Here is a 25,408-nt window from a genome sequence, read left to right as displayed (position 1 = left end):
CCGCCACCTGAAGCGCTCGCAGGTCGAGCGCGACGCGCAGCAGCGCCAGGCGACGCGGACCAAGGAGGTTCTCGCTGCCGCCGGCCTGCCGGTAATGGAGTCGCCCACCCATATCGTGCCGGTGCTGGTCGGTGACCCGGAGGCCTGCAAGATGGCCAGCGACCGCCTGCTTGGCGTGCACGGCATCTACATCCAGCCGATCAACTATCCGACCGTGCCGCGCGGCACCGAGCGGCTGCGCATCACGCCGACGCCGTTCCATTCCGATGCGCTGATTGCGGGACTGCAGGACGCGCTGGTCGAGACCTGGGATGCGCTGGGCATCCCCTATGGCTCCGCCGGACGGCCCGCTGTGGCAAAGAGCGACAGGATTGTTCCCCTGCTGGTGCCGAAGTCGGGCGGCTGAAGCCGCCGTCGGTTTACCTCAAACAGTCTTCATCCATCCCGCCAGCCGTTGCGCCGCTTCCTCGAGCTGGTCGAGCCGGCGGTGGAAACACAGCCGCAAAAACGCTTCGCCGCCGGGACCGAAGGCGGTGCCGGGGGCCAGGCCGACATTGGCCTTGTCGACGATGTCGAAGGCGGCCCGGCGCGGGTCGGTGAGGCCGTCGACCGTGAAGAACAGATAAAACGCGCCTTGCGGCACGGTGAACCGCGCCTTGCCGGTGGCGCCGATTATGCCGCAGACCAGATCGCGTGCCGCGTGCGCGCGCTCCACCTGCTCGACGATGAAGGCATCGCCGTAGTCGAGGGCGGCGACGGCGCCGCGCTGCATGAACTGGGCGACGCCCGAGGTCGAATACTGGATCAGGTTCTCGAACACCTGCTGCAGGTCGGGATGGGTCTTGATCCAGCCGATGCGCCAGCCGGTCATCGCCCAATTCTTGGAAAAGGAGTTGACGAACAGGATGCGGTCTTCCGCGGTCGAAATGTCGAGGAAGGACGGCGCGCGGCCGTGGCCGTAGTGGAACAGCGAATAGATCTCGTCGGCGATGATCCACAGGCCCTTTTCGCGGGCCAGGTCGAGGATTGCCTGCAGCGTTTCCCTGTCGGCGGTCCAACCAGTCGGGTTGGACGGCGTGTTGACGAACAGCGCCTTGGTGCGTGGCGTGATAGCGGCCGCTATCTTGTCGACGTCGCAGGACCAGCCATTGCCGGACTGGTCGAGCGTGACCGCAACGGGAGTAGCGCCGGAAACGCCGGCGGCAGCGGCGAAATTCGGCCAGGCCGGCGACAGATAGACGACCTCGTCGCCGCTGCCGGCGACAGCGGCGAGCGCCAGCTGGATGGCATGCATGCCGGAGCCGGTGGCGATGAATTCCTCCTCGGCGAAATTCTTGCCGAAATGCCTGGCATAGTAGCGCGAAAGCGCTTGCCTGAGCTCCGGAATGCCCTTCTGCCAGGTGTAGAAGGTCTCGCCATTGGCGAGCCCCTTGGCGGCAGCCTCCGAGATGAAAGCAGGCGTCGGCAGGTCGCCTTCACCGGCCCAGAGCGGGATCATGCCCTCGCGCGTACGGCCGTAATTGACGACGGCGACAATGCCGCTTTCAGGGGCGGCCACCGCTTCGGCGCGCAAGCTATCGATCAGGGTCATGGACAGGTCCGTTTTGATATCGAGCGAGTGCTCATAGAGCGGTTCATCGTTTGAAGGAAACGCCGAACCGCTCCATGTCTTTGTTTTTACGCAATTCCGGACGGAAAACCGTTTCACACTTTTCCTGGAATTGCTCTTAGCAGATACGAAAACAGAAAACCCCGGCCGCGAACGACCGGGGTTTTGGTCCAGAAAATCTGACCTTGGGCTATTTCCTGGCGAGGAGATCGCGAATTTCGGTGAGCAAAGCGACATCGGCCGGCGGCGGAGCAGCCGGGGCGGCGGGCTTCTCGCGCTCAAGCCGCTTGCGCAGATTGTTCACCGCCTTGACCATCAGGAAGATGATGAAAGCGAGGATGAGGAAGTTTAGGGTCGCGGTGATGAAGCTGCCATAGGCCAGGACTGCGCCCTGCCCCTTTGCCGCATCCAGTGTCGGGGCGTTGACAGCCGAGGAAAGTCCAAGAAAATAGTTGTTGAAATCCAGTCCGCCGAAGATCGCGCCGACGATCGGCATGATGACGTCGTCGACCAGCGAAGTGACGATCTTGCCAAAGGCGGCGCCGATGATGACACCAACGGCCAGGTCCATCACATTGCCCTTGGAAATGAATTCCTGGAATTCTTTCAGCATTCGACCCTCCTTGTCATGGCGGGCCGCGCTGCTGCCGCCGTCCTCCGGCGCCGGCCCGCGCATACCATAACAAAAACCTGCGGTTGCAACAGAAGCAAAAGCCGGAAAACTCCGCTTTCTCCTTACCTTAGGTCATGGCGCGACGGGTGACCGGCAGCCGCCATTCGCCGAAAGCCGCGATGGACTCGACCCCAAAGCTGTGATTGCGTCTGGTCAGGCCGGATGAATATTGGCTGTGGGAGGACTTTCGGGCCGTGCAGGGCTGGTTCATCGTCATCATTGCCGTCGCCTATGTGACGCTGCTGTTCGTCATCGCCAGCCTCGGCGACCGGCGTTCGGCGGCTTCCGGGCCCGGCCGTGCCCGGCCCTTCATCTACGCGCTCAGCCTCGCCATCTACTGCACGTCCTGGACCTTCTTCGGCTCGGTCGGCCTGTCGTCGGAGCGCGGCCTCGAATTCCTCGGCATCTATACCGGCCCGGTGCTGGTGTTCGTGTTCGGCTTTCCCTTGCTCAACCGCATCGTGCGGCTGGCCAAGAGCGAGAAGATTACCTCGATCGCCGACTTCCTCGGCGCCCGCTACGGCAAGAGTTTTGCCGTCTCGGCGATCGCCACGCTGATCGCCACCATCGGCGCTGTGCCCTATATCGCGCTGCAGTTGAAGGCGATTTCCGGTTCGGTCGGCCTGATGGTCGAGCACTATACGGGATCGCCGCCGTCCTTCGATCCGTTCGTCAGTGACATCTCGCTGGTCGTGGCCATGCTGCTCGCGCTGTTTGCCGTGCTGTTCGGCACCCGCCACGCCGATGCCACCGAGCACCAGGACGGGCTGGTGCTGGCGGTGGCGGTCGAAACCGTGGTCAAGCTCGCCGCCTTCCTGGCGATCGGCCTGATGGTCACCTTCCTGATCTTCGGCGGACCGGGCGACATGATCGCGAAGCTCGCCGAAAACAACCAGGTGCGGCAGGCGATGGGCTACAACACCTCGCTCGCCACCTGGCTGGTGCTGACTTGCCTGAGCGGCTTTGCCATCATCATGCTGCCGCGCCAGTTCTACGTCACCATCGTCGAGAACCGCGGCGAGGCTGAGCTGCGCACCGCGACCTGGGTGTTTCCGCTCTATCTCGTGGCGATCAACCTGTTCGTGCTGCCGATTGCCTTCGCCGGCCTGTCACTGGTCGGCACCAGGACCAGCAGCGATCTCTACGTACTGTCGCTGCCTCTGTTCAGCGGCCATGACGTGCTCGCCATGGCGGCCTTCATCGGCGGCCTGTCGGCGGCCACCGCCATGGTCATCGTCGAAAGCGTGGCGCTATCGATCATGATCTCCAACGATCTCGTCATCCCGCTTTTCGTGCGCCGCCTGCTCAAGACCACGACCTCGGAAAATGAGGACTGGTCGACGCTGATTCTCAACGTACGGCGCGGCGCGATCTTCATCTTGCTGTTCATCGCCTTCCTCTACTACCGCGAAAGCACCAACGCGGTGCGGCTGTCGTCGATTGGGCTGATGTCGTTTGCGGCCATCGCCCAGTTTGCGCCGGCGCTGATCGGCGGGCTGATCTGGCGCGGCGCCAATGGCCGGGGTGCTGCACTCGGCATGGTCGCCGGCATCCTCGTCTGGGGCTACACGCTGCTTTTGCCTTCGCTGTCGGCGCCCGATGCCGACATCGTCGTGCAAGGGCTGTTCGGCTTCGAGGCGCTGCGGCCGCAGGCCTTGTTCGGCACCCTCGCCGAGCCGTTGAACCACGGCGTGCTCTGGAGCCTGTCCGTCAACACGCTGTTTTTTGTCCTCGGCTCACTGTCGCGTGCGTCGGTGCCGCTGGAGCGCATCCAGGCGTCAATCTTCGTGCCGCGCGAGTCCAGCCCGATGCCCAGCCTGCGCCGCTTCCGCACCGCCATTACCGTCAACCTCCTCAAGGACACCATATCGCGCTATCTCGGCGTCGAGCGCACCGAGCGCTCCTTCGAGTCCTTCGAGAAAAGCACCGGCGTCTCGCTGCACGGCAATGAGCAGGCCAGCATGGATGTCATCCGCTTTTCCGAGCAGCTGCTGGCGAGCGCGGTCGGCTCGTCTTCGGCGCGGCTGATCCTGTCGCTTTTGTTTCGCCGCAACGACCGCGAATCCAAGGATGCGTTCCGCCTGCTCGACGACGCCACCGAGGCGCTGCAGCACAATCGCGACCTGCTGCAGATAGCGCTCGACCAGATGGAACAGGGCATCACCGTCTTCGACCGGGATTTCCGCCTGATCTGCTGGAACAGACAATATCGCGCGCTGTTCGACCTGCCCGATGAGATGGGTCAGGTCGGCGTCTCGCTCGACCGTATCCTGCGCCACCTGGCCGAGCGCGGCGATATCCCGGCCGACCAGCGCGTGGCGATGCTCAACCGGCTGACCAGCTTCGTCAGCCCGTGGCAGATGGAATTGAAGACCAGCGGCCGCATCCTGGAACTGCGCTCCAACCCGATGCCGGATGGCGGCATCGTCGCCACCTATGCCGACATTTCGGGACGCGTCGAACAGGACCTGGCGCTGAAGCGGGCCAATGAATCGCTGGAGCAGCGGGTCAAGACGCGCACCATCGAACTGACGCGCGTCAATGAGGAACTGGCGCAGGCGCAGATGCTGGCCGAGGAGGCCAATCTCGGCAAGACGCGCTTCCTCGCCGCCGCCGGCCACGACATCCTGCAGCCGCTCAACGCCGCCCGGCTCTATTGCTCGTCGCTGATCGAAAAGGCCGGCAACGGCCCGGCGGGCAAGGCCGCCGTCAACATCGAATCCTCGCTGGAATCGGTCGAGACGATCTTAGGCGCCGTGCTCGATATTTCGCGCCTCGACGCCGGCGCGATGAAGCCCGACGACAGCGCCTTCCGCCTGGACGGGCTGCTGCGCCAAATCGGCAACGATTTTCAGCCGCTGGCCGCCGAAAAGAAACTCGACCTGACGATCATGGCCTCGTCGCTCAGCGTGATGACGGACCGCAATCTGCTGCGCCGGCTGATCCAGAACCTGATCTCCAACGCCATCAAATACACGCGCCATGGCCGCATCCTCGTCGGCGTGCGGCGGCGCGGCGAGCTCGCCGAGATCCAGGTGATCGACACCGGCATCGGCATTGCTGGCGACAAGCTGAACACGGTCTTCAACGAGTTCACCCGGCTCGACGAAGGCGTGCGCGAGGCTGAGGGCCTTGGCCTCGGCCTCTCCATCGTCGACCGTATCGCCCGGGTGCTCAGGCTCGAGATTCGGATCTTTTCCAACCCGGGCAAAGGCACGCGCTTTTCCGTAATCCTGCCGGTTGCGGCGATGCAGGCGCCGCGGCGCGAGATCGAGCCCAAGGCGCCTGCCCGCGCCACTACCTCGCTAGCCGGACTCCATGTGCTGTGCGTCGACAACGATGCCCGCATCCTCGACGGCATGCGGCTTTTGCTCGAAGGCTGGGGCTGCAGCGTCGGTACGTTTTCCGGCTCGGAGGATTTCGCCCGGGCCGACATCCATCGCCCCGACATCGTGCTTGCCGACTATCATCTCGACGGCAGGAGCGGTCTCGACGTGATCGCGCGGCTACGTGACATCCACGGCCGCGACCTAGCGGCCGTGCTGGTTACCGCCGACCGCTCCACCGAGGTCCGCGCCGCCGCCGCCGCGCTTGACGTGCCGGTGATCAACAAGCCGCTCAAACCGGCGGTGCTGCGCTCGATGATGGCCAGGGTCAGGCCGCTGGCTTCGGCGGCGGAATAGTAGCGTCGGATATGGGTTCTTGCGAAAGGGGGCCTCACCCTATCGCATAGGGCCGTGCCAGCCCCCTCTCCGTCTCGGGCTTCGCCCGGGCCACCTCTCCCCCACTTTGTGGGGGCGAGGAAACGCCAATCGCAGAGGTCGCGACCTTCATAAGCTTGGGTTCCTCGCCCCCGCGGGAGCGGGGGAGAGGTGGCTCGGCGAAGCCGAGACGGAGAGGGGGGAGCGCCCTATGCGAAGCCCACTCCTCAGCTATGCCCAAGGCTCGCAATATAGGCGCAGAACATGTCGGCCATCGCATCGGCATAGGCTTCGATCTCCGCGTCGGTGCGAGGGCTGCCTGAAAAATCCTTTCCTACCGAACTAAGCGCAGCCGTGATCAGGTCGGCGGCGAGGTCCCGGACCGCATCCGAGGCTTCGGGCAACGCCTCGCGCATGAAGGCCTCGACCGTGCGGTCCGCCATGGCCCTTGCCTCTTGCGTCTCTGGCGCATCCCGGTAGAGGGGCGCAGCGTCGTTCAGCGCCACGCGCAACCCCGCCTCTTCGCATTCCGAGCGGATGAAGGCGTGGACCAGGATGCGTATCCGTTCGAGCGGCGGCTTTTCGACGTCCTGAAGAATGGCGCACAAAAGGTCGGTCGTCTGCTGCCATTCGTCGCTCTGCAGCCGGAACAGCAGTGCGGCCTTGTTGGGAAAATATTGGTAGAGCGAACCGACGCTCACGCCGGCCCTTTCGGCCACGCGCGTGGTGGTGAAACGCTGCGCGCCTTCGCTCGCCAAAACCTGAACAGCAGCTTCCAAAATCGCGGAGATAAGCTCGACCGCACGCGCCTGCTTGGGCTGTTTTCGCGAGGAAATAGAAAGGCTTGGACGTTCGGCCATCGTGCTGTCCGGCAATGCGAATTGGAAACCTGAAGGATTATTCGTATTTTCAGCACGACACAAGAACGCAATGATTTTTCGACTGGAGACTCCGATGACCACCCTCACCCCGCTCGCACCCCTGCTCGCCCGCCTGTTCAAGGAGGCGGAAGCGGCGACGAGCCCCGCCAGCTTCTCGCGCGACGAGCGGGAGCGCCTGCTGCGCAGCAAGACCGAGTATGTCGACTTCTACGGACGGCTGAAGGACCTGTGGCTCGCGGTTTCGCCGGAGACCGGCACGCTGCTCTACATGCTGGCGCGCAGCAGCGGCGCTCGCGTCATCATCGAGTTCGGCACCTCGTTCGGCATCTCGACGCTCTATCTGGCAGCCGCCCTGAGGGACAATGGCGGCGGCCGTCTGATCACCACCGAGTTCGAGCCCTCCAAGGTGATGCGGGCCAAGGCCAATCTGACAGAGGGCGGCCTTATCGATCTGGTAGAAGTCCGCGAAGGCGACGCATTGCAGACGCTCAGCGCCGATCTCCCTGAAACGATCGATCTCTTGCTGCTCGACGGTGCCAAGGCGATCTATCCGGAGATCCTGAGCCTGGTCGAAAGCCGGCTCAGGCCCGGCGCGCTGGTGATCGCCGACAACGCCGATTTCAGCCCCGAATATCTGGAGCGCGTGCGCGCGCCGGCATCGGGCTACATGTCGAGGCCGTTCGGCGACGACGTCGAACTGTCGGTGCGGCTTAGCTGAAGCCGCTGGCGGACTGGCTGCCGGCAACCGAACAAAGCTGAGCGCTCCGGCGCTCAGCTCACCGGCTGCAGCGGATCGCTGCCGATCTTGGACAGCTGGATCACCGCCTGGGTGCGGCTGTCGACGCCGAGTTTTTGCAGGATGGCCGAGACATGCGCCTTGACGGTCGCTTCTGAGACGCTGAGCTCATAGGCGATCTGCTTGTTGAGCAGGCCTTCGGCCAGCATGCCGAGCACGCGCGTCTGCTGCGGCGTCAGCGCCTGCAGCCGCTTGATCAGGTCCGATATTTCGGGGTCGCGCTCGACGCCGAGATCGATGCCGACGGGCGCGGCGATATCGCCGGCCAGCACCGTCTGCACAGCGCTGCGGATCTCCTCCATGCTGGCCGATTTGGAGATGAAGCCTGAGGCGCCGAGATCGAGCGCGCGCCGGATGGTCACCGGGTCATCATGCGCCGACACCACCACCAGAGGCACAGCCGGGTGGATACCGCGCAGCGAGATCAGGCCGGACAGGCCACTGGCGCCCGGCATCGACAGATCGAGCAACACCAGGTCGACATCCTCATTGGCCACGACCAGCGCCTTGGCGCTTTCGAAATCGCCGGCCTCATGGATGGCGGCAACATCACCGACGCCGGCAAGCGCCTCTTTCAGCGCGCCGCGAAAAAGCGGATGATCGTCGGCGATGACGAAGGTGTAGCCCGACGGCAAATATTCCTCCCCAAATCCCGTTGTTGATTATCGGCTTTTGCGGGACCGGACGATTATGCGGCGAAGCGTTCTGTTTTCAAGCGGCAATGGCCGGATGCGGCTCAGGTCTTTTGCGAATTGAGCTTGGCGCCGTCGCCATTATCTTTGTCCATCTCCTTGACGATGCCCATGAAGCCACGCAGCATACGCTCCATGTAATTCATCGTCTTGTCGAAATCCTCCTCGCTCGGCAATTTCGATTCGAGGCGGGCGGACAGCGAGTTCTCCAGCTTGGTGACGCGCTCATCCATGGCCTTCATCGAGGCCTGCAAACGGTCGACCTCGTCCTGGAAGGCGGCACGTTCGTCGGCCGCCATCTTGCAGACCAGTTGGCCGGAGCGTTCCTCGCAGATCGACATGGCGCCGGTCTGGGTGTCCATGCGGACATAACCATTGGCCGATTTTTCCAGCCGGTAGCGATCGGTCTCCTCGGACCAGGCCGATGCCGCGACCAGCGAGACCAGTGCGGCGGGGATCAGTATGTGCTGCAGACGCATGTTTCATCCTCCACGAGCCAGTGTACGTGAACCTATCACAGCTTTGCGCCGTAAATGCGGAAGAGTTGCCCTTCCCCGCATGAGCCATCCGGATTATAGCGCAGCCATGTCTCAGACTATCTACAAGATCGCGCCCGAAGCGCTTTGGCGCGAGGCCGAGAAAAACGGCCGCTTCACCGGCGCTCCGATCGACATCGCCGACGGCTTCATCCATTTCTCCACCGCAGGACAAGCACGCGAGACGGCGGCCAAGCACTTCGCCGGCCAGACGGATCTGGTGCTGGTCGCCATTGACGGGGCTCGGCTGGGTGATGCCCTGAAATACGAGGTCTCGCGTGGCGGCGCGCTGTTCCCGCATCTCTATGGCGTGCTCGACATGAACGCCGTCCTCTGGGTGAAACCATTGCCGCTCGGCGCCGACGGCGAACATCAATTCCCGGCGCTGGAGGCCGAATGAGCGTGCTCGACCGCATCGGCCAGAAACTGCTGTTCACCTTCGATCCGGAAACGGCGCATGGCATGTCGATCGCCGCACTGCGCTGCGGCCTGCCGGTCGGCGCGCGGGCAGTACGCGACGACAGGCTGAAGGTCAGCCTATGTGGCCTCGCCTTTCCCAATCCGCTCGGCATGGCCGCCGGCTATGACAAGAATGCCGAAGTGCCCGACGCGCTGCTTGGCCTTGGCTTCGGTTTCGCCGAAGTGGGCACGGTGACGCCGCTGCCGCAGGCGGGTAACCCGAAGCCACGCATTTTCCGGCTGACTGAGGATGATGCAGTGATCAACCGGCTGGGCTTCAACAATGAGGGCCACGAGGCCGCCGAGAGGCGCCTTGCCGCACGCAAGGGGCGTGGCGGCATCGTCGGCGTCAACATCGGCGCCAACAAGGACAGCGCCGACCGCGTCAGTGACTATGAGTTGGGCGTCTCGCGCTTTGCGAAATACGCCAGCTATCTCACCGTCAATATCTCGTCGCCAAACACGCCCGGCCTGCGCACCATGCAGGCGCGCGAACAGCTCGGCGAGCTTTTGGCGCGCGTTGTTGCTGCGCGTGCGGCAGCTTCGGCAAAACCGCCGATCTTCCTTAAGATCGCACCTGATTTGGTCGAGGCCGAACTGGAGGACATCGCCGCCGAGATCAGCGAGAAGCAGATCGACGGCGTCATCGTCTCCAACACGACGCTGGCGCGGACCGGATTACGAAGCGCGGCTGTCGCCGGCGAAGCCGGTGGTCTCTCGGGAAAGCCGCTGTTCGAACGCTCAACCATCGTGCTGGCCAAGATGCGCAAGCTGCTCGGGCCGGAGCGCGCCATCATCGGCGTCGGCGGCGTCGATTCCGCTGAGACCGCGCTGGAGAAAATCCGCGCCGGCGCCGATCTGGTGCAGCTCTATACCGGCATGATCTATGCCGGCCCTGCGCTGCCGGGGCGAATTCTGACCGGGATGGTGCGATTTGCCGACAAGGAGCGGCTCAAGTCGCTGCGCGAACTGCGCGATGCCGGTCTCGAACGGTGGACTGCAAAGCCGCTCTAGAAGGCCGTGCGCACCCTTCGCGACAAAATCGTCAGCAGGCTGAAGCCGCGCACCAGCAGGAAGACGTGCAGCGCCGCCCACAGGCCGTGATTGCCCAGGGACGGCGCCAAGGTGAACAATGCGGCGCTGAAGGCCAGGAAAGACAAGAGCATCATGTTGCGCATGTCGCGCGACCAGGTCGCACCGATGAAGACGCCGTCCATCTGGAAGGCCAGCACGCCGCTGAGTGGCGTCAGGGCCGCCCATGGCAGATAGACATCCGCGACGTCGCGAACGTCCTGCGACGTGGTAATCAGGGCGACCAGGCCGGCGCCGCCGAGCCAGAAGATCAGCGTCGCGGTTCCCGCCAGGCCGAACCCCCAGAACAGGGTCAGGCGCACCGCCCGGCGGAACGAGGTTTCGGCGCGCGCGCCAATGGCGCGTCCGGCCAACTGTTCGGCCGCCGTGGCAAAACCGTCGAGGAAATAGCCGGCGACAAGGAAGAAGTTCATCAGCATGGCATTGGCGGCCAGCGTCAGCGTGCCGAACTGCGCGCTCTGGCGGGTGAACAGCGCGAAGGCGGCGAGCAGCGAGAACGAGCGGATCATGATGTCGCGGTTGAGCGACAGCATGCGCAGCAAGGCAGCCATGTCGAGCAGGCGATGCCGCGGCAGGCGCGGTGCGGCCCGGAACCGCCAGACAATGATCGCGAGGCCCAGCAGCATGGCCAGCAATTCGCCGGTGACGGTCGCCCAGGCGACACCGGCGACGCCCCAGCCGAGCTTCAGGCCGAGCAGGATGCAGAGCACGATGTTGATGCCGTTGAGCACCGCCTGCAGCATCAGCCCCAGCCCGCCCTCGCCGCGCCCCAGCACATAGCCGAGGATGGCGTAGTTGATCAGCGCGAAGGGGGCGGCGAGCATCCTGATCCTGATATAGACGCCCATCGCCTCGCTGACGCGCGCTTCGCCGCCGATGAATTTCTGGCCTGCGATGGCGATCAGCGGCGCAAGGGCGACAAGCGCGACGCCGGCGGCGACGGCGATCAGCACGGCGCGCCAGAACACCGCCTGCTCCTCCGTTTCGTCGCCTCGCCCGAAAGCCTGGGCGACGAGGCCGGTGGTGCCGGAGCGCAGGAAATTGAAGGTGTTGAAGACGACGTCGAAGACCAGCGCGCCGGCCGCCAGGCCGCCGAGCAGGGCGGCGTCGCCGAACTGGCCGACCACCGCCGTGTCGACGATGCCGAGCAAGGGCGTCGTCAGATAGGCGAGCGTCATCGGCACGGCGATGGCGAGCACCGAACGATTGGTGACGGCGAAAGGTCTCGCGTCGGCTGGGGTTGCACCCGTGTCCAGAGGATTGCTGCCTTGCTGATTGCGGCTTGATCGAACAGCCGATGTGCCCCATTTTCCGGCCACCGCGCAATTGCCCTTGTCGTGAGGGCCAACCGAAATCTTCGGCCTGGCGCGAGCCCGCCGGATCCAGTGCATGCCCCTGCAGATCGTCCACCACCCCGATTACGACGCCGGCTTCGCCGTCAATCATCGCTTTCCAATGAGCAAATATCCGCTGCTCATGCAGGCCTTGCACGTGCGGGGTCTGATCCAGGCCGAGGCGCTGTCGATGCCCGAGCCGGCGCCGGCCTCCTGGCTGAAGCTTGCGCATTCGGCCGACTATGTCGACCAGGTCATCACGTGTTCGGTGCCTGAAAAGATCGAGCGCGAGATCGGCTTTCCCGTGGGGCCACGCGTTTCGCTCAGGGCGCAGCTCGCCGCCGGCGGCACGGTGCTGGCGGCGCGGTTGGCGCTCGTCAACGGCATTGCCTGCAACACCGCCGGCGGCAGCCACCATGCGCGGCGCGCGCAGGGCGCCGGCTTCTGCACCTTCAACGATGTCGCCGTCGCTTCGCTGGTGCTGCGCGCCGAAGGTGCCGCCGAAAACATCCTGATCGTCGATCTCGACGTGCATCAGGGTGACGGCACCGCGAACATCCTGAAAGACGAACCACGCGCCTTCACCTTCTCCATGCATGGCGAGCGCAATTATCCCGCGCGCAAGATCGCCTCCGATCTCGACGTCGCGCTGCCGGACGGCACCGGCGATGCCGCCTATCTCGAACGGCTGGGCGCCATCCTGCCGGAGCTCTCGGCCAAGGCGCGTTGGGACATCGTCTTCTACAATGCCGGTGTCGACGTCCATGCCGAGGACCGGCTTGGCCGACTCTCGCTCAGCGATGATGGCTTGCGCGCCCGCGACGCGATGGTGATCGGCCATTTCCGCGCGCTGGGCATTCCGGTCTGCGGCGTCATCGGCGGCGGCTATTCAACCGACGTGGCAGCACTGGCGGCCCGCCACGCCATCCTGTTCGAGGTGGCGGCGACCTTCGCCTGAGGAACGAAAGTTACTTCCGGTAGTTGGCAATCCTCAAGAAGATAAAGACCGGCACGACGATCGCGGCCCCAAGCAAGATATAGCCGAGGAAGCGGTCAATGGCGTGGAAACCCAGGCTCCACAGGTCGATGAAGAATTTCTGGACGCCATAAAAGACGTCCATCGGCGTCCAGCCGAACGCGTTCATCACCAGGCCGACGAGGAACGACACGACCAGCAGCTTGACGATGACCCTGACGGGCGAGTCGCCGAGAAAGCGCGTCAAAGCGGACAAGGGCCTGCCTCCAGATTCGTGTGCCCGGATTCGGGCACGGATCCAGAAATACTGACTTAGCTGGCCCGCAGCAAGCCGGGCGCCGGTGCGGCCTAGCTCGCTCCGCCGATGGGCGCGATGGGGTTGGGCCGTGCTCGACGCTCCGCCATGATGGGACGATCAGTATGTTGAGCGGTCGATGGCCCGGTTCCAGCGGCTGGCTGCAGCCGCCCGATCAGCGCCTGGTTCGCGATTCAGGCGGCACCAGCCAGCTTTGACGATTGCCCGGACGGCGGCTCGCATGGTAACGAGGGCTCACGCGGGTATGATGTAATGGTAGCTTGTCAGCTTCCCAAGCTGAACGCGAGGGTTCGATTCCCTCTACCCGCTCCAGCAAAAATCAATGATCTAGACGGCGTTTGCCGGCGCCTGCCGCAGACCTGCGCATTGCAGCCCTGTTCATGCCTGCACCTCGGCGCATATAGGAAGGTGCATTGCCACCTCATCGGCTTCCATCCGCACCAGGGTGTGCGACAGGCCGCCATGCTCGGCGATCCACTGCCGCACCCAATCGGGGTATTGCGAGAGCAGGTACTTGGCAGCGACGGCGTTCTCACGAGCACCGACGCCGTATGGCAGATGGAAGCCGAAGGATGCACGCGGGGTAACGCAAAGCTGCTCGACGGGCAGGGACAGATAGAGCGTGCAGGCGCTGTCGCACGCCCCGTCAAAGTGCACTGGCTCGTCGGCGGCGCGCAGTTTGGCGACGTGCAAAGCGAAGGTCACGATCTGGCCACCGGGATTGCCGCTCACCGTCTCCGCGTTCGCGGGCAGCGCCGTCAGGGTGGCGGCGAAGAGCCCAATCGCCATGGTCTTCAACGTCCATCCAAGCTTTGCAAGCGGCAGTTCAGTGTGCATCCTGTGGCCTCGCGTTTGTTTCGCGACGCCAACGCTAGCATCAACATGGTTAACATTAGGCAGCGCTCATCAATTTTCCGATCAGTCTGTCACACTGGCGCGAACGAGATCCCCTCCACCCGCTCCAACCTGTGGCGCAGGGCTGGGCGCGTGACCCGTTGTCCAATTTTCTTGGGGGCCGCAAAGGATCACATTGGCGGGCCACGCCAATGCCGCCATCCGTGTGGCCGCACCAGGTCCGGCTATAGTCCCGTTCCGCGCAAGGATGGAGTTCCCGGCCGTTATCCCACTTCGCGCAGGATGAAGTCGTGCAGCATTTTGGCGGCCGGCGACAGCGCGCGGTTCTTCACCGTGATCAGGCTGTAGGGGCGGACCTCGATGTCGAACTCGGTCTGGACGACGTCGATGGCGCCGGCGAGACCGTCGGGGTTCTGGATGAATTTTGCCACCTGGATCGACACTGGGGCGATGGCATCGGACTGCGCCACCATGACCAGGGTCAGCAGCAGCGAAGAGGTGTTGAGGATGCGGTCCGGCAGCGCGATGTTGCGGTTCAGGAAATTGCTTTCCATCGCCTGGCGCAGCGGCGAGCCGCCGGACTGGAAGACCCAGTCATACGCAGCCGTATCCTCCAGCCGCACGGCCTTGCCGTTGCTCAGGGGATGGCCGCGGCGCACGATCAGGCAGGCTTTTTCGACGCCGATGACGCGGGCCTCGAACAGCCGCGGATTGAGATCGTCGGGAATGCGGGCGATGATGAAATCATGGCGCGTGGCAATCAGCTCGCGCGCCAGCACGTTGGAGGTCTCGACCTGCATGGTGATCTCGATGCGCGGATAGATGCGGCGGATTTCGCGGATCGCCGGCACCGCCAGTTCGATCGCCGGCGCGGTCACTGCGCCGAGAAACACCGCGCCGCCCTTGCCAGCCTTGAGCTCGGAAATCTCGCGGTCGGCCTCGCGCATCTCGAGCAGGATGGAGCGGGCGCGCCTGGCCAGCGCCTTGCCGTAAGGGGTGAGCGTGATGCCGCGCGGCAGCCTTTCGCAGAGCTTTACCTCAAGCACCGCTTCCATCTCGGAGATCATGCGCGAGGCCGCCGGCTGCGAGATATTCATCACCTGCGCCGCCGCACTCACCCGACCGTGATCGTCGAGGGCCGCGATCATGCGCATGTGGCGCAGGCTGAGCCCACTGCGCAGAAGTGTTTCGCCACCGCCCGGCAATTCATCGTAACTACCTGAAATTTCTTGAGGATTTTGCAATGCCGCCATGCTTTCACCTGCTCCCGCCAATGTCCCGACCTGCTCTAGTCATATACCGGTTTCGGTATAGCAACCACCGAAGATCGCATTTGACAGTTATGGCAAAGGGACACACCCTTCGCGCGTCCTCAAGACTTGACGGTCGATGACGAGCAGAATCGTATCGATTGAAATCAGGCGACTGAGGGCCGATTGGGAGGATACCGGAGATCGATATGACGGCGGCGGCGCTTTGGCGCATCCGCCCGACTGCGCGGCCCGCGAAGCCCCGAGGTGTCGCGTCCATCAACCAGGGAGAGTTTTACGTGAAAATCATCAAGACACTGGCCGCCGTCGCGGCCCTTGGCATCGCTGCCATGACCTACTCGGCGCATGCTGCCGACAAAGGCCTTGTCGGCGTGCTGATGCCGACCAAGACCTCGCAGCGCTGGATCAATGACGGCGACGCCGTCAAGTCCCAGCTCGAGGCTCTCGGCTACACGGTCGACCTGCAGTACGCGCAGGACGACATCCCCAACCAGCTCAGCCAGCTTGAAAATGAAATCACCAAGGGCCCGAAGGCGCTGATCATCGCCTCGATCGACGGCACCACGCTGTCGGACGCGCTGCAGAAGGCCGCTGACGCCGGCGTCGTCGTCGTCGCCTATGACCGCCTGATCAAGAAGACCGCCAATGTCGACTACTACACCACCTTCGACAATTTCGGCGTCGGCGTGATCCAGGCGAACTCGCTGGTGAAGGGCCTCAAGGAGCGCTTCCCGAACACCAAGCCGTGGAACGTCGAGCTGTTCGGCGGTTCGCCGGACGACAACAACGCCTTCTTCTTCTACGACGGCGCCATCTCCGTCCTGCAGCCGCTGATCGATGACGGTTCGATCAAGATCAAGTCCGGCCAGACCGGCATGGACAAGGTCGGTACGCTGCGTTGGCTCGCCGCCACCGCCCAGGCGCGCATGGACAACCTCCTGTCGGCCAACTACTCGGACGGCAGCCGCGTCGATGGCGTTCTGTCGCCCTATGACGGCCTGTCGCGCGGCATCACCGCCTCGCTGCGCGCTGTCGGCTATGGCACGGACGCCCAGCCCTGGCCGATCGTGACCGGCCAGGACGCCGAGACCGCCTCGGTCAAGCTGATCATCTCCGGCGAGCAGTACTCGACCGTGTTCAAGGACACCCGTGAACTGGCCAAGGCCACTGTCGAACTCGTCGACAAGGTGCTCTCGGGCGGCAAGCCGGAAGGCCTCGATGAAAAAACCTACAACAACGACGTCAAGGTCGTTCCTTCGATCCTTTTGACGCCGCATGATGTCGACAAGTCGAACTACCAGGCGCTGGTGGTCGACTCCGGCTACATCAAGGCCGACGAGCTGAAGTAAATTCGGTTGTAAAATCAGGGGTCCTGCGCAACGCAGGGCCCCTTTTCGTTCACCAGCGAGCCCGGTATTGTTGCCGACCTCGCCGGCAGTGTTTGCCGACCTCTCAAGGAGCGGTAGTTCCCATGGCCTCGACGATTTTGGAGATGCGCGACATCACCAAGACGTTCCCCGGCGTGAAGGCGCTGTCGAACGTCAACCTCAGTGTCGAGGAAGGCGAGATCCATGCCGTTGTCGGCGAGAACGGCGCCGGCAAATCGACGCTGATGAAGGTTCTCTCCGGCGTTTATGCAACCGGCACCTATGACGGCGCGATCGTCTACCGTGGCGAGGAATGCCATTTCAAGGGCATTCACGACAGCGAACACAAGGGCATCGTCATCATCCACCAGGAACTTGCGCTGGTGCCGATGCTGTCGATCGCCGAAAACATTTTCCTTGGCAATGAACACGCCAAATTCGGCGTCATCGACTGGAATGCCAACGAGACGCGCACCAGCGCCCTGCTGAAGAAGGTGGGCCTCAAGGAGGACCCCAAGACGCTGATCACCAATATCGGCGTCGGCAAGCAGCAGCTGGTCGAGATCGCCAAGGCGCTGAGCAAGGAAGTCAAGCTGCTGATCCTGGACGAGCCGACGGCGAGCCTGTCCGAAAAGGACAGCCAGGCGCTGCTCGACCTGCTGCTCGAGTTCAAGCGGCAAGGCATGACCTCGATCCTGATCTCGCACAAGCTCAACGAAGTGAACCGGGTCGCCGACAAGGTCACGGTCATCCGCGACGGGCGCACCATCGAAACACTTTCCAAGAAAGACATTTCGGAAGACCGCATCATCACCTCGATGGTCGGGCGCTCGCTCGACGATCGTTACCCGCCACGTGAGCCAAAGATCGGCGAGGTTGTGCTGCAGGTGAAGAACTGGTCCGTCTATCATCCGATCCATGCCGAGCGGCAAGTGATCAAGGGCATCGACATCAATGTGCGCAAGGGCGAGGTCGTCGGCATTGCTGGGCTGATGGGCGCCGGCCGCACCGAATTCGCCATGAGCCTGTTCGGCCGCTCCTATGGCCGCCATATCACCGGTGAAGTGCTGCTCAAGGGCAAGCCTATCGATGTCTCCTCGGTCAGCAAGGCGGTTGACCATGGCATTGCCTACGTCACCGAGGACCGCAAGACCTATGGTCTCAACCTGATCGATCATATCAAGCACAACATCACGCTGGCCAACCTTGGCGGCGTGTCGCGCCACGCCGTCATCGACGATTTGCGCGAACTCGCCGTCGCCAACGACTACAAGGCCAAGACCAACATCCGCTCGTCCAGCGTCTATCAGATGACCGGCAATCTGTCGGGCGGCAACCAGCAGAAGGTGGTGCTGTCGAAATGGCTGTTCGCCAATCCGGAAGTGCTCATCCTCGATGAGCCGACGCGCGGCATCGACGTCGGTGCCAAGTACGAAATCTACACCATCATCGCCCGCCTCGCCTCCGAAGGTAAGGCGATCATCGTCATCTCGTCGGAGATGCCTGAACTGCTCGGCATCACCGACCGCATCTACGTCATGAATGAAGGGCGCATGGTTGGAGAAATGGCGGCGAGCGACGCCAGCCAGGAAAAGATCATGCGCGCCATCGTTCGGGGAGAAGGAAAGCCATCATGACCACCGAAAGCGGTCCCGCGCCGAAAAGCGGCGTCGCCGAAGATGTGCAACAGGGGCCGCGCGTTGCCGTCTCGGCGCTGATCACCAATTTGCGCGACTACGGCCTGATACTGGCGCTGATCGCCATCATGGTGTTCTTCCAGTTCACCACCTCCGGCACGCTGTTCAAGCCGGTGAACCTGAGCAACCTGGTGCAGCAGAACTCGTTCATCATCGTGATGGCGCTGGGCATGCTTCTGGTCATCGTCTCCGGCCATATCGACCTCAGCGTCGGCTCCGTCGCCGGCTTCATCGGCGCGCTAGCGGCTATGATGATGGTCATCTGGCCACTTGGACCGTTCAGCAATCCGCTGGTGGTTTCAATCGTCTGCCTGATCGTCGGCGGCCTCATCGGCGCGGCACAGGGCTACTGGATTGCCTATCACCGAATACCGAGCTTCATCGTCACGCTGGCGGGAATGCTGATCTTCCGCGGCATCTGCCAGGCGCTGCTGGGTGGCGGGTCTTCGGTGGGGCCGCTTCCAGCCGGCTTCAAGGCGCTTAGTTCAGGCTTCATCCCGGATGTCATCGGCCCCTTGACGCTGATCCCACCGACGGTAAATGCGGCCGGCAAGACCATTGTAGGTAGCGGCATGACCCTGCACATGACGACGATCGTGCTGGGCCTGGTCGCCGTGCTCGCCTATGCCTATTTCGGGCTCAAGGCACGGCGTACCCGCGAAGCGCACGGCTACCAAGCCGAGCCTTTTACGCTGTTCGTCATCAAGACCCTGGTGACCAGCGCGCTGGCGCTGTTCCTGGTCTACCAATTTGCCAGCTACAGGGGCCTGCCGATCGTACTCATGGTGATGGGCGCACTGATCGCGCTGTTCGTCTTCGTCACAAAACGCATGACGATCGGCCGCCGCATCTACGCCATGGGCGGCAATGCCAAGGCGGCGCAACTGTCGGGCATCAAGACCGAGCGGCTGACCCTGATGGTGTTCGTCAACATGGGTGTGCTGTCGGCGCTTGGCGGCCTGATCATAGCGGCGCGCCTGGGACAAGCCGTGCCTGCCGCGGGCCTCGGCAGCGAGCTCGACGTCATCGCCGCGGTGTTCATCGGCGGCGCTTCGGCGATGGGCGGCGTTGGCCAGGTGATCGGCGCGGTGGTCGGCGGCTTCATCATGGGTGTGATGAACAACGGCATGTCGATCATGGGCGTCAATGTCGACTGGCAGCAGGTGGTCAAAGGCCTGGTGCTGCTCGGCGCAGTGGTCTTCGACGTATACAACAAAAACAAAGGTTAGACCGGGAGCGGAACCAGGACGGCATACGGGTCACATCGCGGCGCTGCCGGGCAGTGCAAGAAGTCCCCTGAAGGACCAGGATCGCGAGCGCAATCCGGACGAAGAGTTTTAACCCGTGGCACGGATAGGTCCGCGCCGCGCCGGTAAGGTTTGTCAAAGCGGCAACCGAGCCAAGACAATTGAGAGAGGGTTCATCATGCTGATCTCCCAGATCCTCGACGACGCCGAGACGATCCGCGTCGTCGCCCGCAATGGCGGCAAGACCCGGATCATCAACGGCGCCCGCAGCGTCTATTCGCTGGCGATGGAGGCCGCGCGCACCGGCACCGGGCTGGTCGCGCTCATCGAGCGCAAGGGCTTCGGCGAAGCCGTCGACCTCGACGCCGCATACAAGAAGGGACGGCTGGTGTCGCCGATCAACCATCCCGATCCGGCGCATCTGCATCTGACCGGCACCGGGCTCACCCACCTCGGATCGGCGGCGACGCGCGATTCCATGCACAAGAAGCTCAGCGACGGCGGCGAGGAACAACTCACCGATTCCATGAAGATGTTCCGCATGGGTCTGGAAGGCGGCAAGCCGGCCAAGGGCCAGACCGGCGTGCAGCCGGAATGGTTCTACAAGGGCAACGGCACCATGGCGGTGGCGCCGGGCGCGGCGCTGATGTCACCGGCCTTCGCGCAGGACGCCGGCGAAGAGCCGGAGATCGCCGGCATCTATGTCATCGGCGACGACGGCGCGCCGTTCCGCGTCGGCTTCACGCTGTCCAACGAGTTTTCGGACCACATCACCGAGCGGGTGAACTATCTGTTCCTGGCGCATTCCAAGCTGCGCAATGCCTCGTTTGGGCCGGAGATCCTGATCGGCGATCTGCCGGCCGACATCAGAGGCGCTTCGCGCATCCTGCGCGACGGCAACCTTTTGTGGGAAAAGCCGTTTCTGTCGGGCGAAGCGAACATGTCGCACACCATCGCCAATCTCGAGCACCACCATTTCAAATATTCGGCCTTCCGCCAGCCCGGTGACGTGCATGTGCACATGTTCGGTACGGCGACGCTGTCCTTCGCCGATGGCATCAGGACGCAGGCCGGCGACGTCTTCGAGATCGAGGCCGGAGATTTCGGCCTGCCGCTGCGCAACCCACTGGAGATCGAGCAGCCGGTGAAGGTGGCAGTGAAGGCGTTGTAGAAGGGCAATCTCCCCCCTTGAGGGGGAGATGTCGCCGAAGGCGACAGAGGGGGTTGTCGCGCGTGGAGCGCCGACGTCTTCCGCGGTCACCAGACGACGTTGGCGTTCTACGCGCAGCGACCCCCTCTGGCCTGCCGGCCATCTCCCCCTCAAGGGGGGAGATTAGCAGCCTCAATAAATATCAAAATCGAAATACTTCGCCTGGATCTTCTTGTAGGTGCCGTCGGCAACAATCGCGTCTATCGCCGCGTTGAGCTTGTCGCGCAGTGCGGTGTCTTCCAGGCGCACCGCGATGCCGGCTTGCGTCTCGGTGCCCTTGACGTCGCCGACCAGCTTGCAGCAACCGTCGCTCGCCTTCTTCAGCCAGTCCATCAGCACGAACTTGTCTGAAATCACCGCGTCGAGACGGCCATTCTGCAAGTCGGTGATCGCCTCTTCCTGAGTCGGATAGAGTTTTGCCTCCGCACCGGCCTTGCCGTAGGCGTTCTGGGCGTAGTCGGCCTGGGTGGTCGACGCCTGCGCGCCCACCGTCTTGCCGGCAAGGGCGGCCGGTTCGGTGGACGTGAGGTCGCTGTCCTTCGGCGCCACCAGCGCCAGCGGCGTGGTGTAGTATTTGTTGGTGAAGGCGACCTGCTTCTTGCGCTCCTCGGTGATGCTCATCGAGGCGATGATGGCATCGAACTTCTTCGCCTGCAGGGCCGGAATGATGCCGTCCCAGTCCTGGGTGACGATCTCGCACTCGACCTTCATTTGCGCGCACAGCGCATTGGCAATGTCGATGTCGAAGCCTTCGACCTTGCCGTCAGATGTAATGGTGTTGAAGGGCGGATAGGCGCCTTCGGTGCCGATCTTCAATTTCTCCTGCGCCTGTGCCAGCGAACCGGCCCCCATTACAAGCATGGCAGCGCTGGCTGCCGATATGATCCATTTCGAAATCTGCATTTTGGTTCCCCTTACGCGCCGGTCTCTGGCCGGCCACAGAAAGGCAGCCAAGCACGGTGAGCCAATGCAGGCAAGTATTTTGCCCAACGCTGATTGAGGGTTCAGACAGCGGTGCGGAAATGTTTGGAGAGCTTCAGGCCTTGCGCCTGGTAGTTGGAACCGAGATCGGTGCCGTAGAGCGCCTGCGGCCGCTTCAGCATATGCTCGTAGACCAGCCGGCCGACGATCTGGCCATGGTCGAGGATGAACGGCACTTCGTGGCTGCGCACTTCGAGCACCGCCCGGCTGCCGGTGCCACCAGCGGCCGAATGGCCGAAGCCCGGATCGAAGAAGCCGGCATAGTGGACGCGGAACTCTCCGACCAGCGGGTCGAACGGCGTCATCTCGGCGGCGTAGAGCGGCGGCACGTGCACCGCCTCGCGGCTGACCAGGATGTAGAACTCGTCCGGGTCGAGCACCAGTTCGCCGGCGCCGCTCTTGTAAAGCGGCTCCCAGAAATCGACGGCATCCTGGGCGGCGCGCTTGTCGACATCGACGAGGCCGGTGTGATGCTTGCCGCGATAGCCGACCAGCCCGTTGTGATCGCCGTCGAGATCGATCGACAGCGCAATGCCACCGCCGGAAATGTTTGGCGGCTCGGTCGCGACCAGCATCTCGGCCCGGTGCAATTCATTCAGCTCTGCCTCCGACAACAGCGCATTGCCGGTGCGGAAGCGGATCTGCGACAGGCGCGAGCCGGCGCGCACGACGATCGGGAAGGTGCGCGGGCTGACCTCGAGATAGAGTGGCCCGTGATAGCCGGCGGCGATCTTGTCGAACTCGTGGCCGCGGTCGGTCATGACGCGGGTGAAGATGTCGAGCCGTCCGGTCGAGCTCTTGGGATTGGCCGAGGCGGAAATATTGGCCGGCAGGGCGAGGCTCTCGAGCAGCGGTACGATGTAGACGCAGCCGGTCTCCAGCACCGCGCCTTCGGTCAGGCTGATCTCGTGCAGCTTCAGCCGCTCAAGCTTCTCCGACACCTTGTGGTTGGGGCCGGGCAGGAAGGAGGCGCGGACGCGAAAAGCCTTGTCGCCGAGCCTGAGATCGAGGCTGGCCGGCTGTACCTGGTCGACATCGAGCGCGCGCGGCGACTTCAGCGCGCCGGACTGGAACAGCGCGGAAATATCCTGATCGGGAAGAATGCCTGTCTGCCGCAATGGCTGGCTCCGCTCCAACTGGTACAAACCTCTTAATGAAGCCGGCAATTGACGCAAGCATGGCTGAGGTCTAAAGGGTCGTTATCCCGTGGTGATTTGGCCGGTCGGCTTGCAGCCACGTTAAACAAGTCGCTAAAGGACCGTCGGGCCGCAAGGCCGTATGGACCGGTTGCGACTTTCGCGGCCGGTTTTTTTGTGTCTGGAAGAAAAGCGATGAGCACCAAGAAGCGTAACTGGAAGCCTCAGACCGCACTCGTGCATGGGGGGACGCTGCGTTCCCAGTTCGGCGAAACGTCGGAAGCGATGTACCTCACCCAGGGCTATGTCTACGAGACGGCGCAGGCCGCCGAAGCCCGTTTCAAGGGCGAGGAGCCGGGCTTCATCTATTCGCGCTACGCCAACCCGACCGTCGACATGTTCGAAAAGCGCATGTGCGCGCTGGAAGGCGCGGAAGACGCCCGCGCTACCGCGTCCGGCATGGCAGCAGTGACGGCGGCGCTGTTGTGCAGCGCCAAGGCCGGCGACCATATCGTTGCGGCGCGCGCGCTGTTCGGTTCCTGCCGCTGGGTGGTCGAGACGCTGGCGCCGAAATACGGCATCGAGGCGACTCTGGTCGACGGCACCGACATCGCCAACTGGGAAAAGGCGGTCAGGCCGAACACCAAACTGTTCTTCCTGGAAAGCCCGACCAACCCGACGCTGGAAGTGGTCGACATTGCCGCCGTCGCATCGCTCGCCACCTCGATCGGCGCCAGGCTGATCGTCGACAACGTCTTTGCCACGCCCTTGCAGCAGAAGCCCTTGCAGCTCGGCGCCCACATCGTCGTCTACTCCGCGACCAAGCACATTGACGGCCAGGGGCGCTGTCTAGGCGGCATCATCCTGTCGGACAAGAAGTGGATCGACGAGAATTTGCACGACTATTTCCGCCACACCGGCCCGAGCCTGTCGCCCTTCAACGCCTGGACGCTGCTCAAGGGTCTCGAGACGCTGCCGGTGCGCGTGCGCCAGCAGACGGAGAGTGCCGGCAAGATCGCCGATTTCCTGGCCGGACAGCCGCAGATCGCCCGCGTCATCTATCCCGGCCGCGCCGACCATCCGCAGGCCGATATCGTCAAGAAGCAGATGGCGGGCGGCTCGACGCTGATCTGCCTCGACGTCAAGGGCGGCAAGCAGGCGGCCTTCGCCTTGCAGAACGCGCTCGACATCGTGCTGATCTCCAACAATCTTGGTGACGCCAAGAGCCTGATCACCCATCCGGCAACGACAACACACAAGAACCTCAGCGACGAGGCGCGCGCCGAACTCGGCATCGGGCCGGGAACGCTGAGGCTGTCGGTCGGTCTTGAGGATACGGACGATCTGCTCGAGGACGTTGCACAGGCGCTGAAGGCGGCGAAGTAGCGGCCTGCTCCGAAAGCAAGGCAAGGCCTGGGCGGCGCTCAGGCGCCCGACGAGGCCTCGTCCAGTTCCGTCATCGCCTTGGTGCGGATGGTCATGGCATTGCCGCGCCATTCGACCGCGCCGCCGAGCCAACCGCGCGACCAGATGGCGGGAAGCATCACATCGCGCACGATCATGGCGGTGACGATGCGCGGTGACAAATACCAGCCCTTGGCCCAGGCGAGCAGGCATTCCGGCACATAGGCAAAGGCCAGAACGCACAAAGCCGTGGTGGGCATGCTGACGCCGGCGCTTGCCGCCGCGACCAGTGCCAGCAGCAGCGGCACCGCCACACCCGTCAGGATCTCGGGCGTGTAGAACAGTGGGAAGGTGACGCGGCGCAGCCGCGCCCAGCGCGTCTGGCGCGACCAGATCTCGGCAAACGTACGCTGGCCGAGCGGCTGTTCGAAGGGCGAGGCAACGAGATTGACGCGCAGGCCGAGCCCATTGACCAGCTTGGTCGCGGCGGCATCCTCGGCGATCTCGGCGGCAAGCGCCTCGATGCCGCCATTGGCGTCGAGCATCGGCTTGTTCCACAGCATGCTCTTGCCCTGGGCAAAGCCGAGACCAAGGGCTTCGCCGGCATATTGCCAGCGCGCCTGCAGCGTGTTGAGGAAGGCGCATTCGACCTCGGCCCAAAAACCGTCCGGCCGCGAGCCGATCGGAGTCGAGCAGACAAGCCCGGTGTCCGGCCGCCAGGCCGCCATCAGATGCTGGACATAGTCGACAGGCATCAGCACGTTGGAATCGGCCAGGATGACCCAGTTGTGCTGCGCCGCCACCCAACCCTTCACGCAATTGTTGAGCTTGGGGTTGGCGCTGACCCGGTCATCGCCGATCAGCAGCTGCGCCGCCACCTTTGGAAACCGGGCAATCGCCCGGTTTATCAGTTTGACCACCGGATCGTCGGCATGGGCGACGCAGAAGATCAGCTCGTAGCGCGGCCAGTCGAGCGAGAAGGCACGGGCAAGCGTCTCCTCGGTAAACGGTTCGACGCCGCGCGACGGCACCACGATCGACACCGGCGGCGCCTTTCTGGCCGGCGGAGCAATCTGGCGCGGCCGCTTCAGGCTGAGCGAGGCGAGCACAATGCTGGCGAGATTGGAAAGAAGCAGGAGTGTCGAAAGCAGCGCTGCTATGACTGTCAGTTCCAT

Annotated in this window: 23 protein-coding genes, 1 tRNA gene and 1 riboswitch; of the genes, 12 read left to right on the top strand and 12 right to left on the bottom strand. The window is 63.6% G+C overall.

Going from position 1 to position 25,408, the window contains the following annotated elements; translation table 11 throughout:
* On the top strand, positions 1 to 406 hold a 406-nt coding region (locus AC1D1N_RS19940; protein WP_477350513.1), incomplete at its 5' end, for an aminotransferase class I/II-fold pyridoxal phosphate-dependent enzyme.
* A gap of 18 nt (positions 407 to 424) precedes the next feature.
* Here AC1D1N_RS19940 and AC1D1N_RS19935 read toward each other — a convergent pair.
* Both AC1D1N_RS19935 and mscL read right to left on the bottom strand, forming a co-directional pair.
* Positions 425 to 1,591 (bottom strand): pyridoxal phosphate-dependent aminotransferase, encoded by a 1,167-nt coding sequence (locus AC1D1N_RS19935; protein ID WP_112565495.1) that lies wholly within the window; start codon positions 1,589 to 1,591, stop codon positions 425 to 427.
* Positions 1,592 to 1,799: 208 nt separating this feature from the next.
* Positions 1,800 to 2,222 carry a large conductance mechanosensitive channel protein MscL gene (gene mscL / locus AC1D1N_RS19930; protein WP_023669649.1) on the bottom strand — a complete coding sequence of 141 codons (423 nt, stop codon included), beginning with the start codon at positions 2,220 to 2,222 and terminating at the stop codon, positions 1,800 to 1,802.
* 254 nt (positions 2,223 to 2,476) lie between these two features.
* Between mscL and AC1D1N_RS19925 the strand changes: the two genes are divergently transcribed.
* Positions 2,477 to 5,965 carry a PAS domain-containing hybrid sensor histidine kinase/response regulator gene (locus tag AC1D1N_RS19925; RefSeq protein ID WP_477350511.1) on the top strand — a complete coding sequence of 1,163 codons (3,489 nt, stop codon included), beginning with the start codon at positions 2,477 to 2,479 and terminating at the stop codon, positions 5,963 to 5,965.
* A 245-nt stretch (positions 5,966 to 6,210) separates the two neighbouring features.
* Here AC1D1N_RS19925 and AC1D1N_RS19920 read toward each other — a convergent pair whose 3' ends face one another.
* Positions 6,211 to 6,843 (bottom strand): TetR/AcrR family transcriptional regulator, encoded by a 633-nt coding sequence (locus AC1D1N_RS19920; protein WP_352587376.1) that lies wholly within the window; start codon positions 6,841 to 6,843, stop codon positions 6,211 to 6,213.
* A 94-nt stretch (positions 6,844 to 6,937) separates the two neighbouring features.
* Here AC1D1N_RS19920 and AC1D1N_RS19915 point away from each other — a divergent pair, with 94 nt between their 5' ends.
* Positions 6,938 to 7,582: an O-methyltransferase gene (locus AC1D1N_RS19915; RefSeq protein WP_436258016.1), complete on the top strand. Its 645-nt coding sequence runs from the start codon at positions 6,938 to 6,940 to the stop codon at positions 7,580 to 7,582.
* A gap of 53 nt (positions 7,583 to 7,635) precedes the next feature.
* On the opposite strand, the gene AC1D1N_RS19910 is transcribed toward AC1D1N_RS19915, so the two are convergent.
* Together AC1D1N_RS19910 and AC1D1N_RS19905 are read right to left on the bottom strand one after the other, a co-directional pair.
* Complete coding sequence (locus AC1D1N_RS19910) at positions 7,636 to 8,295, bottom strand: response regulator transcription factor (RefSeq protein WP_436258015.1); 660 nt, start codon at positions 8,293 to 8,295, stop codon at positions 7,636 to 7,638.
* 101 nt (positions 8,296 to 8,396) lie between these two features.
* Complete coding sequence (locus AC1D1N_RS19905) at positions 8,397 to 8,831, bottom strand: hypothetical protein (protein WP_436258014.1); 435 nt, start codon at positions 8,829 to 8,831, stop codon at positions 8,397 to 8,399.
* Between the two features lie 106 nt (positions 8,832 to 8,937).
* Between AC1D1N_RS19905 and AC1D1N_RS19900 the strand changes: the two genes are divergently transcribed.
* Both AC1D1N_RS19900 and AC1D1N_RS19895 read left to right on the top strand, forming a co-directional pair.
* Positions 8,938 to 9,288 carry a DUF952 domain-containing protein gene (locus AC1D1N_RS19900; protein ID WP_477350508.1) on the top strand — a complete coding sequence of 117 codons (351 nt, stop codon included), beginning with the start codon at positions 8,938 to 8,940 and terminating at the stop codon, positions 9,286 to 9,288.
* Positions 9,285 to 10,361, top strand: a complete 1,077-nt coding sequence (locus AC1D1N_RS19895; RefSeq protein ID WP_477350506.1) for a quinone-dependent dihydroorotate dehydrogenase — start codon at positions 9,285 to 9,287, stop codon at positions 10,359 to 10,361. Before AC1D1N_RS19900 ends, AC1D1N_RS19895 begins: the two co-directional genes overlap by 4 nt.
* Here the strand turns inward: AC1D1N_RS19895 and AC1D1N_RS19890 are convergent.
* Complete coding sequence (locus tag AC1D1N_RS19890; protein WP_477350530.1) at positions 10,358 to 11,695, bottom strand: MATE family efflux transporter; 1,338 nt, start codon at positions 11,693 to 11,695, stop codon at positions 10,358 to 10,360. The two genes, AC1D1N_RS19895 and AC1D1N_RS19890, sit on opposite strands and share 4 nt — an antisense overlap.
* Before the next feature lie 133 nt (positions 11,696 to 11,828).
* Here AC1D1N_RS19890 and AC1D1N_RS19885 point away from each other — a divergent pair, with 133 nt between their 5' ends.
* Positions 11,829 to 12,731, top strand: a complete 903-nt coding sequence (locus AC1D1N_RS19885) for a histone deacetylase family protein (protein WP_477350504.1) — start codon at positions 11,829 to 11,831, stop codon at positions 12,729 to 12,731.
* 10 nt (positions 12,732 to 12,741) lie between these two features.
* Here AC1D1N_RS19885 and AC1D1N_RS19880 read toward each other — a convergent pair whose 3' ends face one another.
* Positions 12,742 to 13,005 (bottom strand): DUF6460 domain-containing protein, encoded by a 264-nt coding sequence (locus AC1D1N_RS19880; RefSeq protein WP_112565514.1) that lies wholly within the window; start codon positions 13,003 to 13,005, stop codon positions 12,742 to 12,744.
* A 298-nt stretch (positions 13,006 to 13,303) separates the two neighbouring features.
* On the opposite strand from AC1D1N_RS19880, the gene AC1D1N_RS19875 reads away from it, so the two are divergent.
* Positions 13,304 to 13,377, top strand: a tRNA-Gly gene (locus AC1D1N_RS19875).
* A gap of 66 nt (positions 13,378 to 13,443) precedes the next feature.
* Here the strand turns inward: AC1D1N_RS19875 and AC1D1N_RS19870 are convergent.
* Complete coding sequence (locus AC1D1N_RS19870; RefSeq protein WP_112565517.1) at positions 13,444 to 13,902, bottom strand: hypothetical protein; 459 nt, start codon at positions 13,900 to 13,902, stop codon at positions 13,444 to 13,446.
* A gap of 281 nt (positions 13,903 to 14,183) precedes the next feature.
* Positions 14,184 to 15,173, bottom strand: a complete 990-nt coding sequence (locus tag AC1D1N_RS19865) for a LysR family transcriptional regulator (RefSeq protein ID WP_436258010.1) — start codon at positions 15,171 to 15,173, stop codon at positions 14,184 to 14,186.
* 296 nt (positions 15,174 to 15,469) lie between these two features.
* On the opposite strand from AC1D1N_RS19865, the gene chvE reads away from it, so the two are divergent.
* The 4 genes from chvE to araD1 all read left to right on the top strand — a co-directional run bounded on the left by chvE (position 15,470) and on the right by araD1 (position 20,673).
* A complete protein-coding gene (gene chvE, locus AC1D1N_RS19860) occupies positions 15,470 to 16,540 on the top strand; it encodes a multiple monosaccharide ABC transporter substrate-binding protein (protein ID WP_112565551.1) in 1,071 nt (356 codons plus the stop codon).
* Positions 16,541 to 16,662: 122 nt separating this feature from the next.
* Positions 16,663 to 18,195: a multiple monosaccharide ABC transporter ATP-binding protein gene (gene mmsA, locus AC1D1N_RS19855; protein ID WP_112565521.1), complete on the top strand. Its 1,533-nt coding sequence runs from the start codon at positions 16,663 to 16,665 to the stop codon at positions 18,193 to 18,195.
* Positions 18,192 to 19,484 carry a multiple monosaccharide ABC transporter permease gene (mmsB, locus tag AC1D1N_RS19850; RefSeq protein ID WP_112565523.1) on the top strand — a complete coding sequence of 431 codons (1,293 nt, stop codon included), beginning with the start codon at positions 18,192 to 18,194 and terminating at the stop codon, positions 19,482 to 19,484. Before mmsA ends, mmsB begins: the two co-directional genes overlap by 4 nt.
* Positions 19,485 to 19,680: 196 nt before the next feature.
* A complete protein-coding gene (gene araD1, locus AC1D1N_RS19845) occupies positions 19,681 to 20,673 on the top strand; it encodes an AraD1 family protein (RefSeq protein ID WP_112565526.1) in 993 nt (330 codons plus the stop codon).
* Positions 20,674 to 20,844: 171 nt separating this feature from the next.
* Here the strand turns inward: araD1 and AC1D1N_RS19840 are convergent, their stop codons facing one another.
* On the bottom strand, positions 20,845 to 21,615 hold the full coding sequence (locus AC1D1N_RS19840) for an ABC transporter substrate-binding protein (RefSeq protein WP_352587350.1): 771 nt from the start codon (positions 21,613 to 21,615) through the stop codon (positions 20,845 to 20,847).
* Positions 21,616 to 21,716: 101 nt separating this feature from the next.
* Positions 21,717 to 22,811 (bottom strand): 2'-deoxycytidine 5'-triphosphate deaminase, encoded by a 1,095-nt coding sequence (locus tag AC1D1N_RS19835; protein WP_477350500.1) that lies wholly within the window; start codon positions 22,809 to 22,811, stop codon positions 21,717 to 21,719.
* Between the two features lie 78 nt (positions 22,812 to 22,889).
* Positions 22,890 to 22,967, top strand: a riboswitch (SAM riboswitch).
* A gap of 57 nt (positions 22,968 to 23,024) precedes the next feature.
* Here AC1D1N_RS19835 and AC1D1N_RS19830 point away from each other — a divergent pair.
* Positions 23,025 to 24,215 (top strand): O-succinylhomoserine sulfhydrylase, encoded by a 1,191-nt coding sequence (locus tag AC1D1N_RS19830; protein ID WP_352587344.1) that lies wholly within the window; start codon positions 23,025 to 23,027, stop codon positions 24,213 to 24,215.
* Positions 24,216 to 24,253: 38 nt separating this feature from the next.
* Here the strand turns inward: AC1D1N_RS19830 and AC1D1N_RS19825 are convergent, their stop codons facing one another.
* Positions 24,254 to 25,408 (bottom strand): ceramide glucosyltransferase, encoded by a 1,155-nt coding sequence (locus AC1D1N_RS19825; RefSeq protein WP_477350498.1) that lies wholly within the window; start codon positions 25,406 to 25,408, stop codon positions 24,254 to 24,256.

This window comes from Mesorhizobium sp. P2_B5 (assembly GCF_056404775.1).
The sequence above is the reverse complement of the archived record's forward strand: the minus strand, read 5'-3'. Positions and strand labels throughout refer to the sequence as shown.

What these genes read in the sequence shown, in the direction of transcription:
- AC1D1N_RS19935 (WP_112565495.1), bottom strand. Translation starts at nt 1,591, where the DNA reads ATGACCCTGATCGATAGCTTGCGCGCCGAAGCGGTGGCCGCCCCTGAA.
- mscL (WP_023669649.1), bottom strand. Translation starts at nt 2,222, where the DNA reads ATGCTGAAAGAATTCCAGGAATTCATTTCCAAGGGCAATGTGATGGAC.
- AC1D1N_RS19920 (WP_352587376.1), bottom strand. Translation starts at nt 6,843, where the DNA reads ATGGCCGAACGTCCAAGCCTTTCTATTTCCTCGCGAAAACAGCCCAAG.
- AC1D1N_RS19915 (WP_436258016.1), top strand. Translation starts at nt 6,938, where the DNA reads ATGACCACCCTCACCCCGCTCGCACCCCTGCTCGCCCGCCTGTTCAAG.
- AC1D1N_RS19905 (WP_436258014.1), bottom strand. Translation starts at nt 8,831, where the DNA reads ATGCGTCTGCAGCACATACTGATCCCCGCCGCACTGGTCTCGCTGGTC.
- AC1D1N_RS19900 (WP_477350508.1), top strand. Translation starts at nt 8,938, where the DNA reads ATGTCTCAGACTATCTACAAGATCGCGCCCGAAGCGCTTTGGCGCGAG.
- AC1D1N_RS19895 (WP_477350506.1), top strand. Translation starts at nt 9,285, where the DNA reads ATGAGCGTGCTCGACCGCATCGGCCAGAAACTGCTGTTCACCTTCGAT.
- AC1D1N_RS19885 (WP_477350504.1), top strand. Translation starts at nt 11,829, where the DNA reads ATGCCCCTGCAGATCGTCCACCACCCCGATTACGACGCCGGCTTCGCC.
- AC1D1N_RS19870 (WP_112565517.1), bottom strand. Translation starts at nt 13,902, where the DNA reads ATGCACACTGAACTGCCGCTTGCAAAGCTTGGATGGACGTTGAAGACC.
- AC1D1N_RS19865 (WP_436258010.1), bottom strand. Translation starts at nt 15,173, where the DNA reads ATGGCGGCATTGCAAAATCCTCAAGAAATTTCAGGTAGTTACGATGAA.
- mmsA (WP_112565521.1), top strand. Translation starts at nt 16,663, where the DNA reads ATGGCCTCGACGATTTTGGAGATGCGCGACATCACCAAGACGTTCCCC.
- mmsB (WP_112565523.1), top strand. Translation starts at nt 18,192, where the DNA reads ATGACCACCGAAAGCGGTCCCGCGCCGAAAAGCGGCGTCGCCGAAGAT.
- araD1 (WP_112565526.1), top strand. Translation starts at nt 19,681, where the DNA reads ATGCTGATCTCCCAGATCCTCGACGACGCCGAGACGATCCGCGTCGTC.
- AC1D1N_RS19840 (WP_352587350.1), bottom strand. Translation starts at nt 21,615, where the DNA reads ATGCAGATTTCGAAATGGATCATATCGGCAGCCAGCGCTGCCATGCTT.
- AC1D1N_RS19830 (WP_352587344.1), top strand. Translation starts at nt 23,025, where the DNA reads ATGAGCACCAAGAAGCGTAACTGGAAGCCTCAGACCGCACTCGTGCAT.
- AC1D1N_RS19825 (WP_477350498.1), bottom strand. Translation starts at nt 25,408, where the DNA reads ATGGAACTGACAGTCATAGCAGCGCTGCTTTCGACACTCCTGCTTCTT.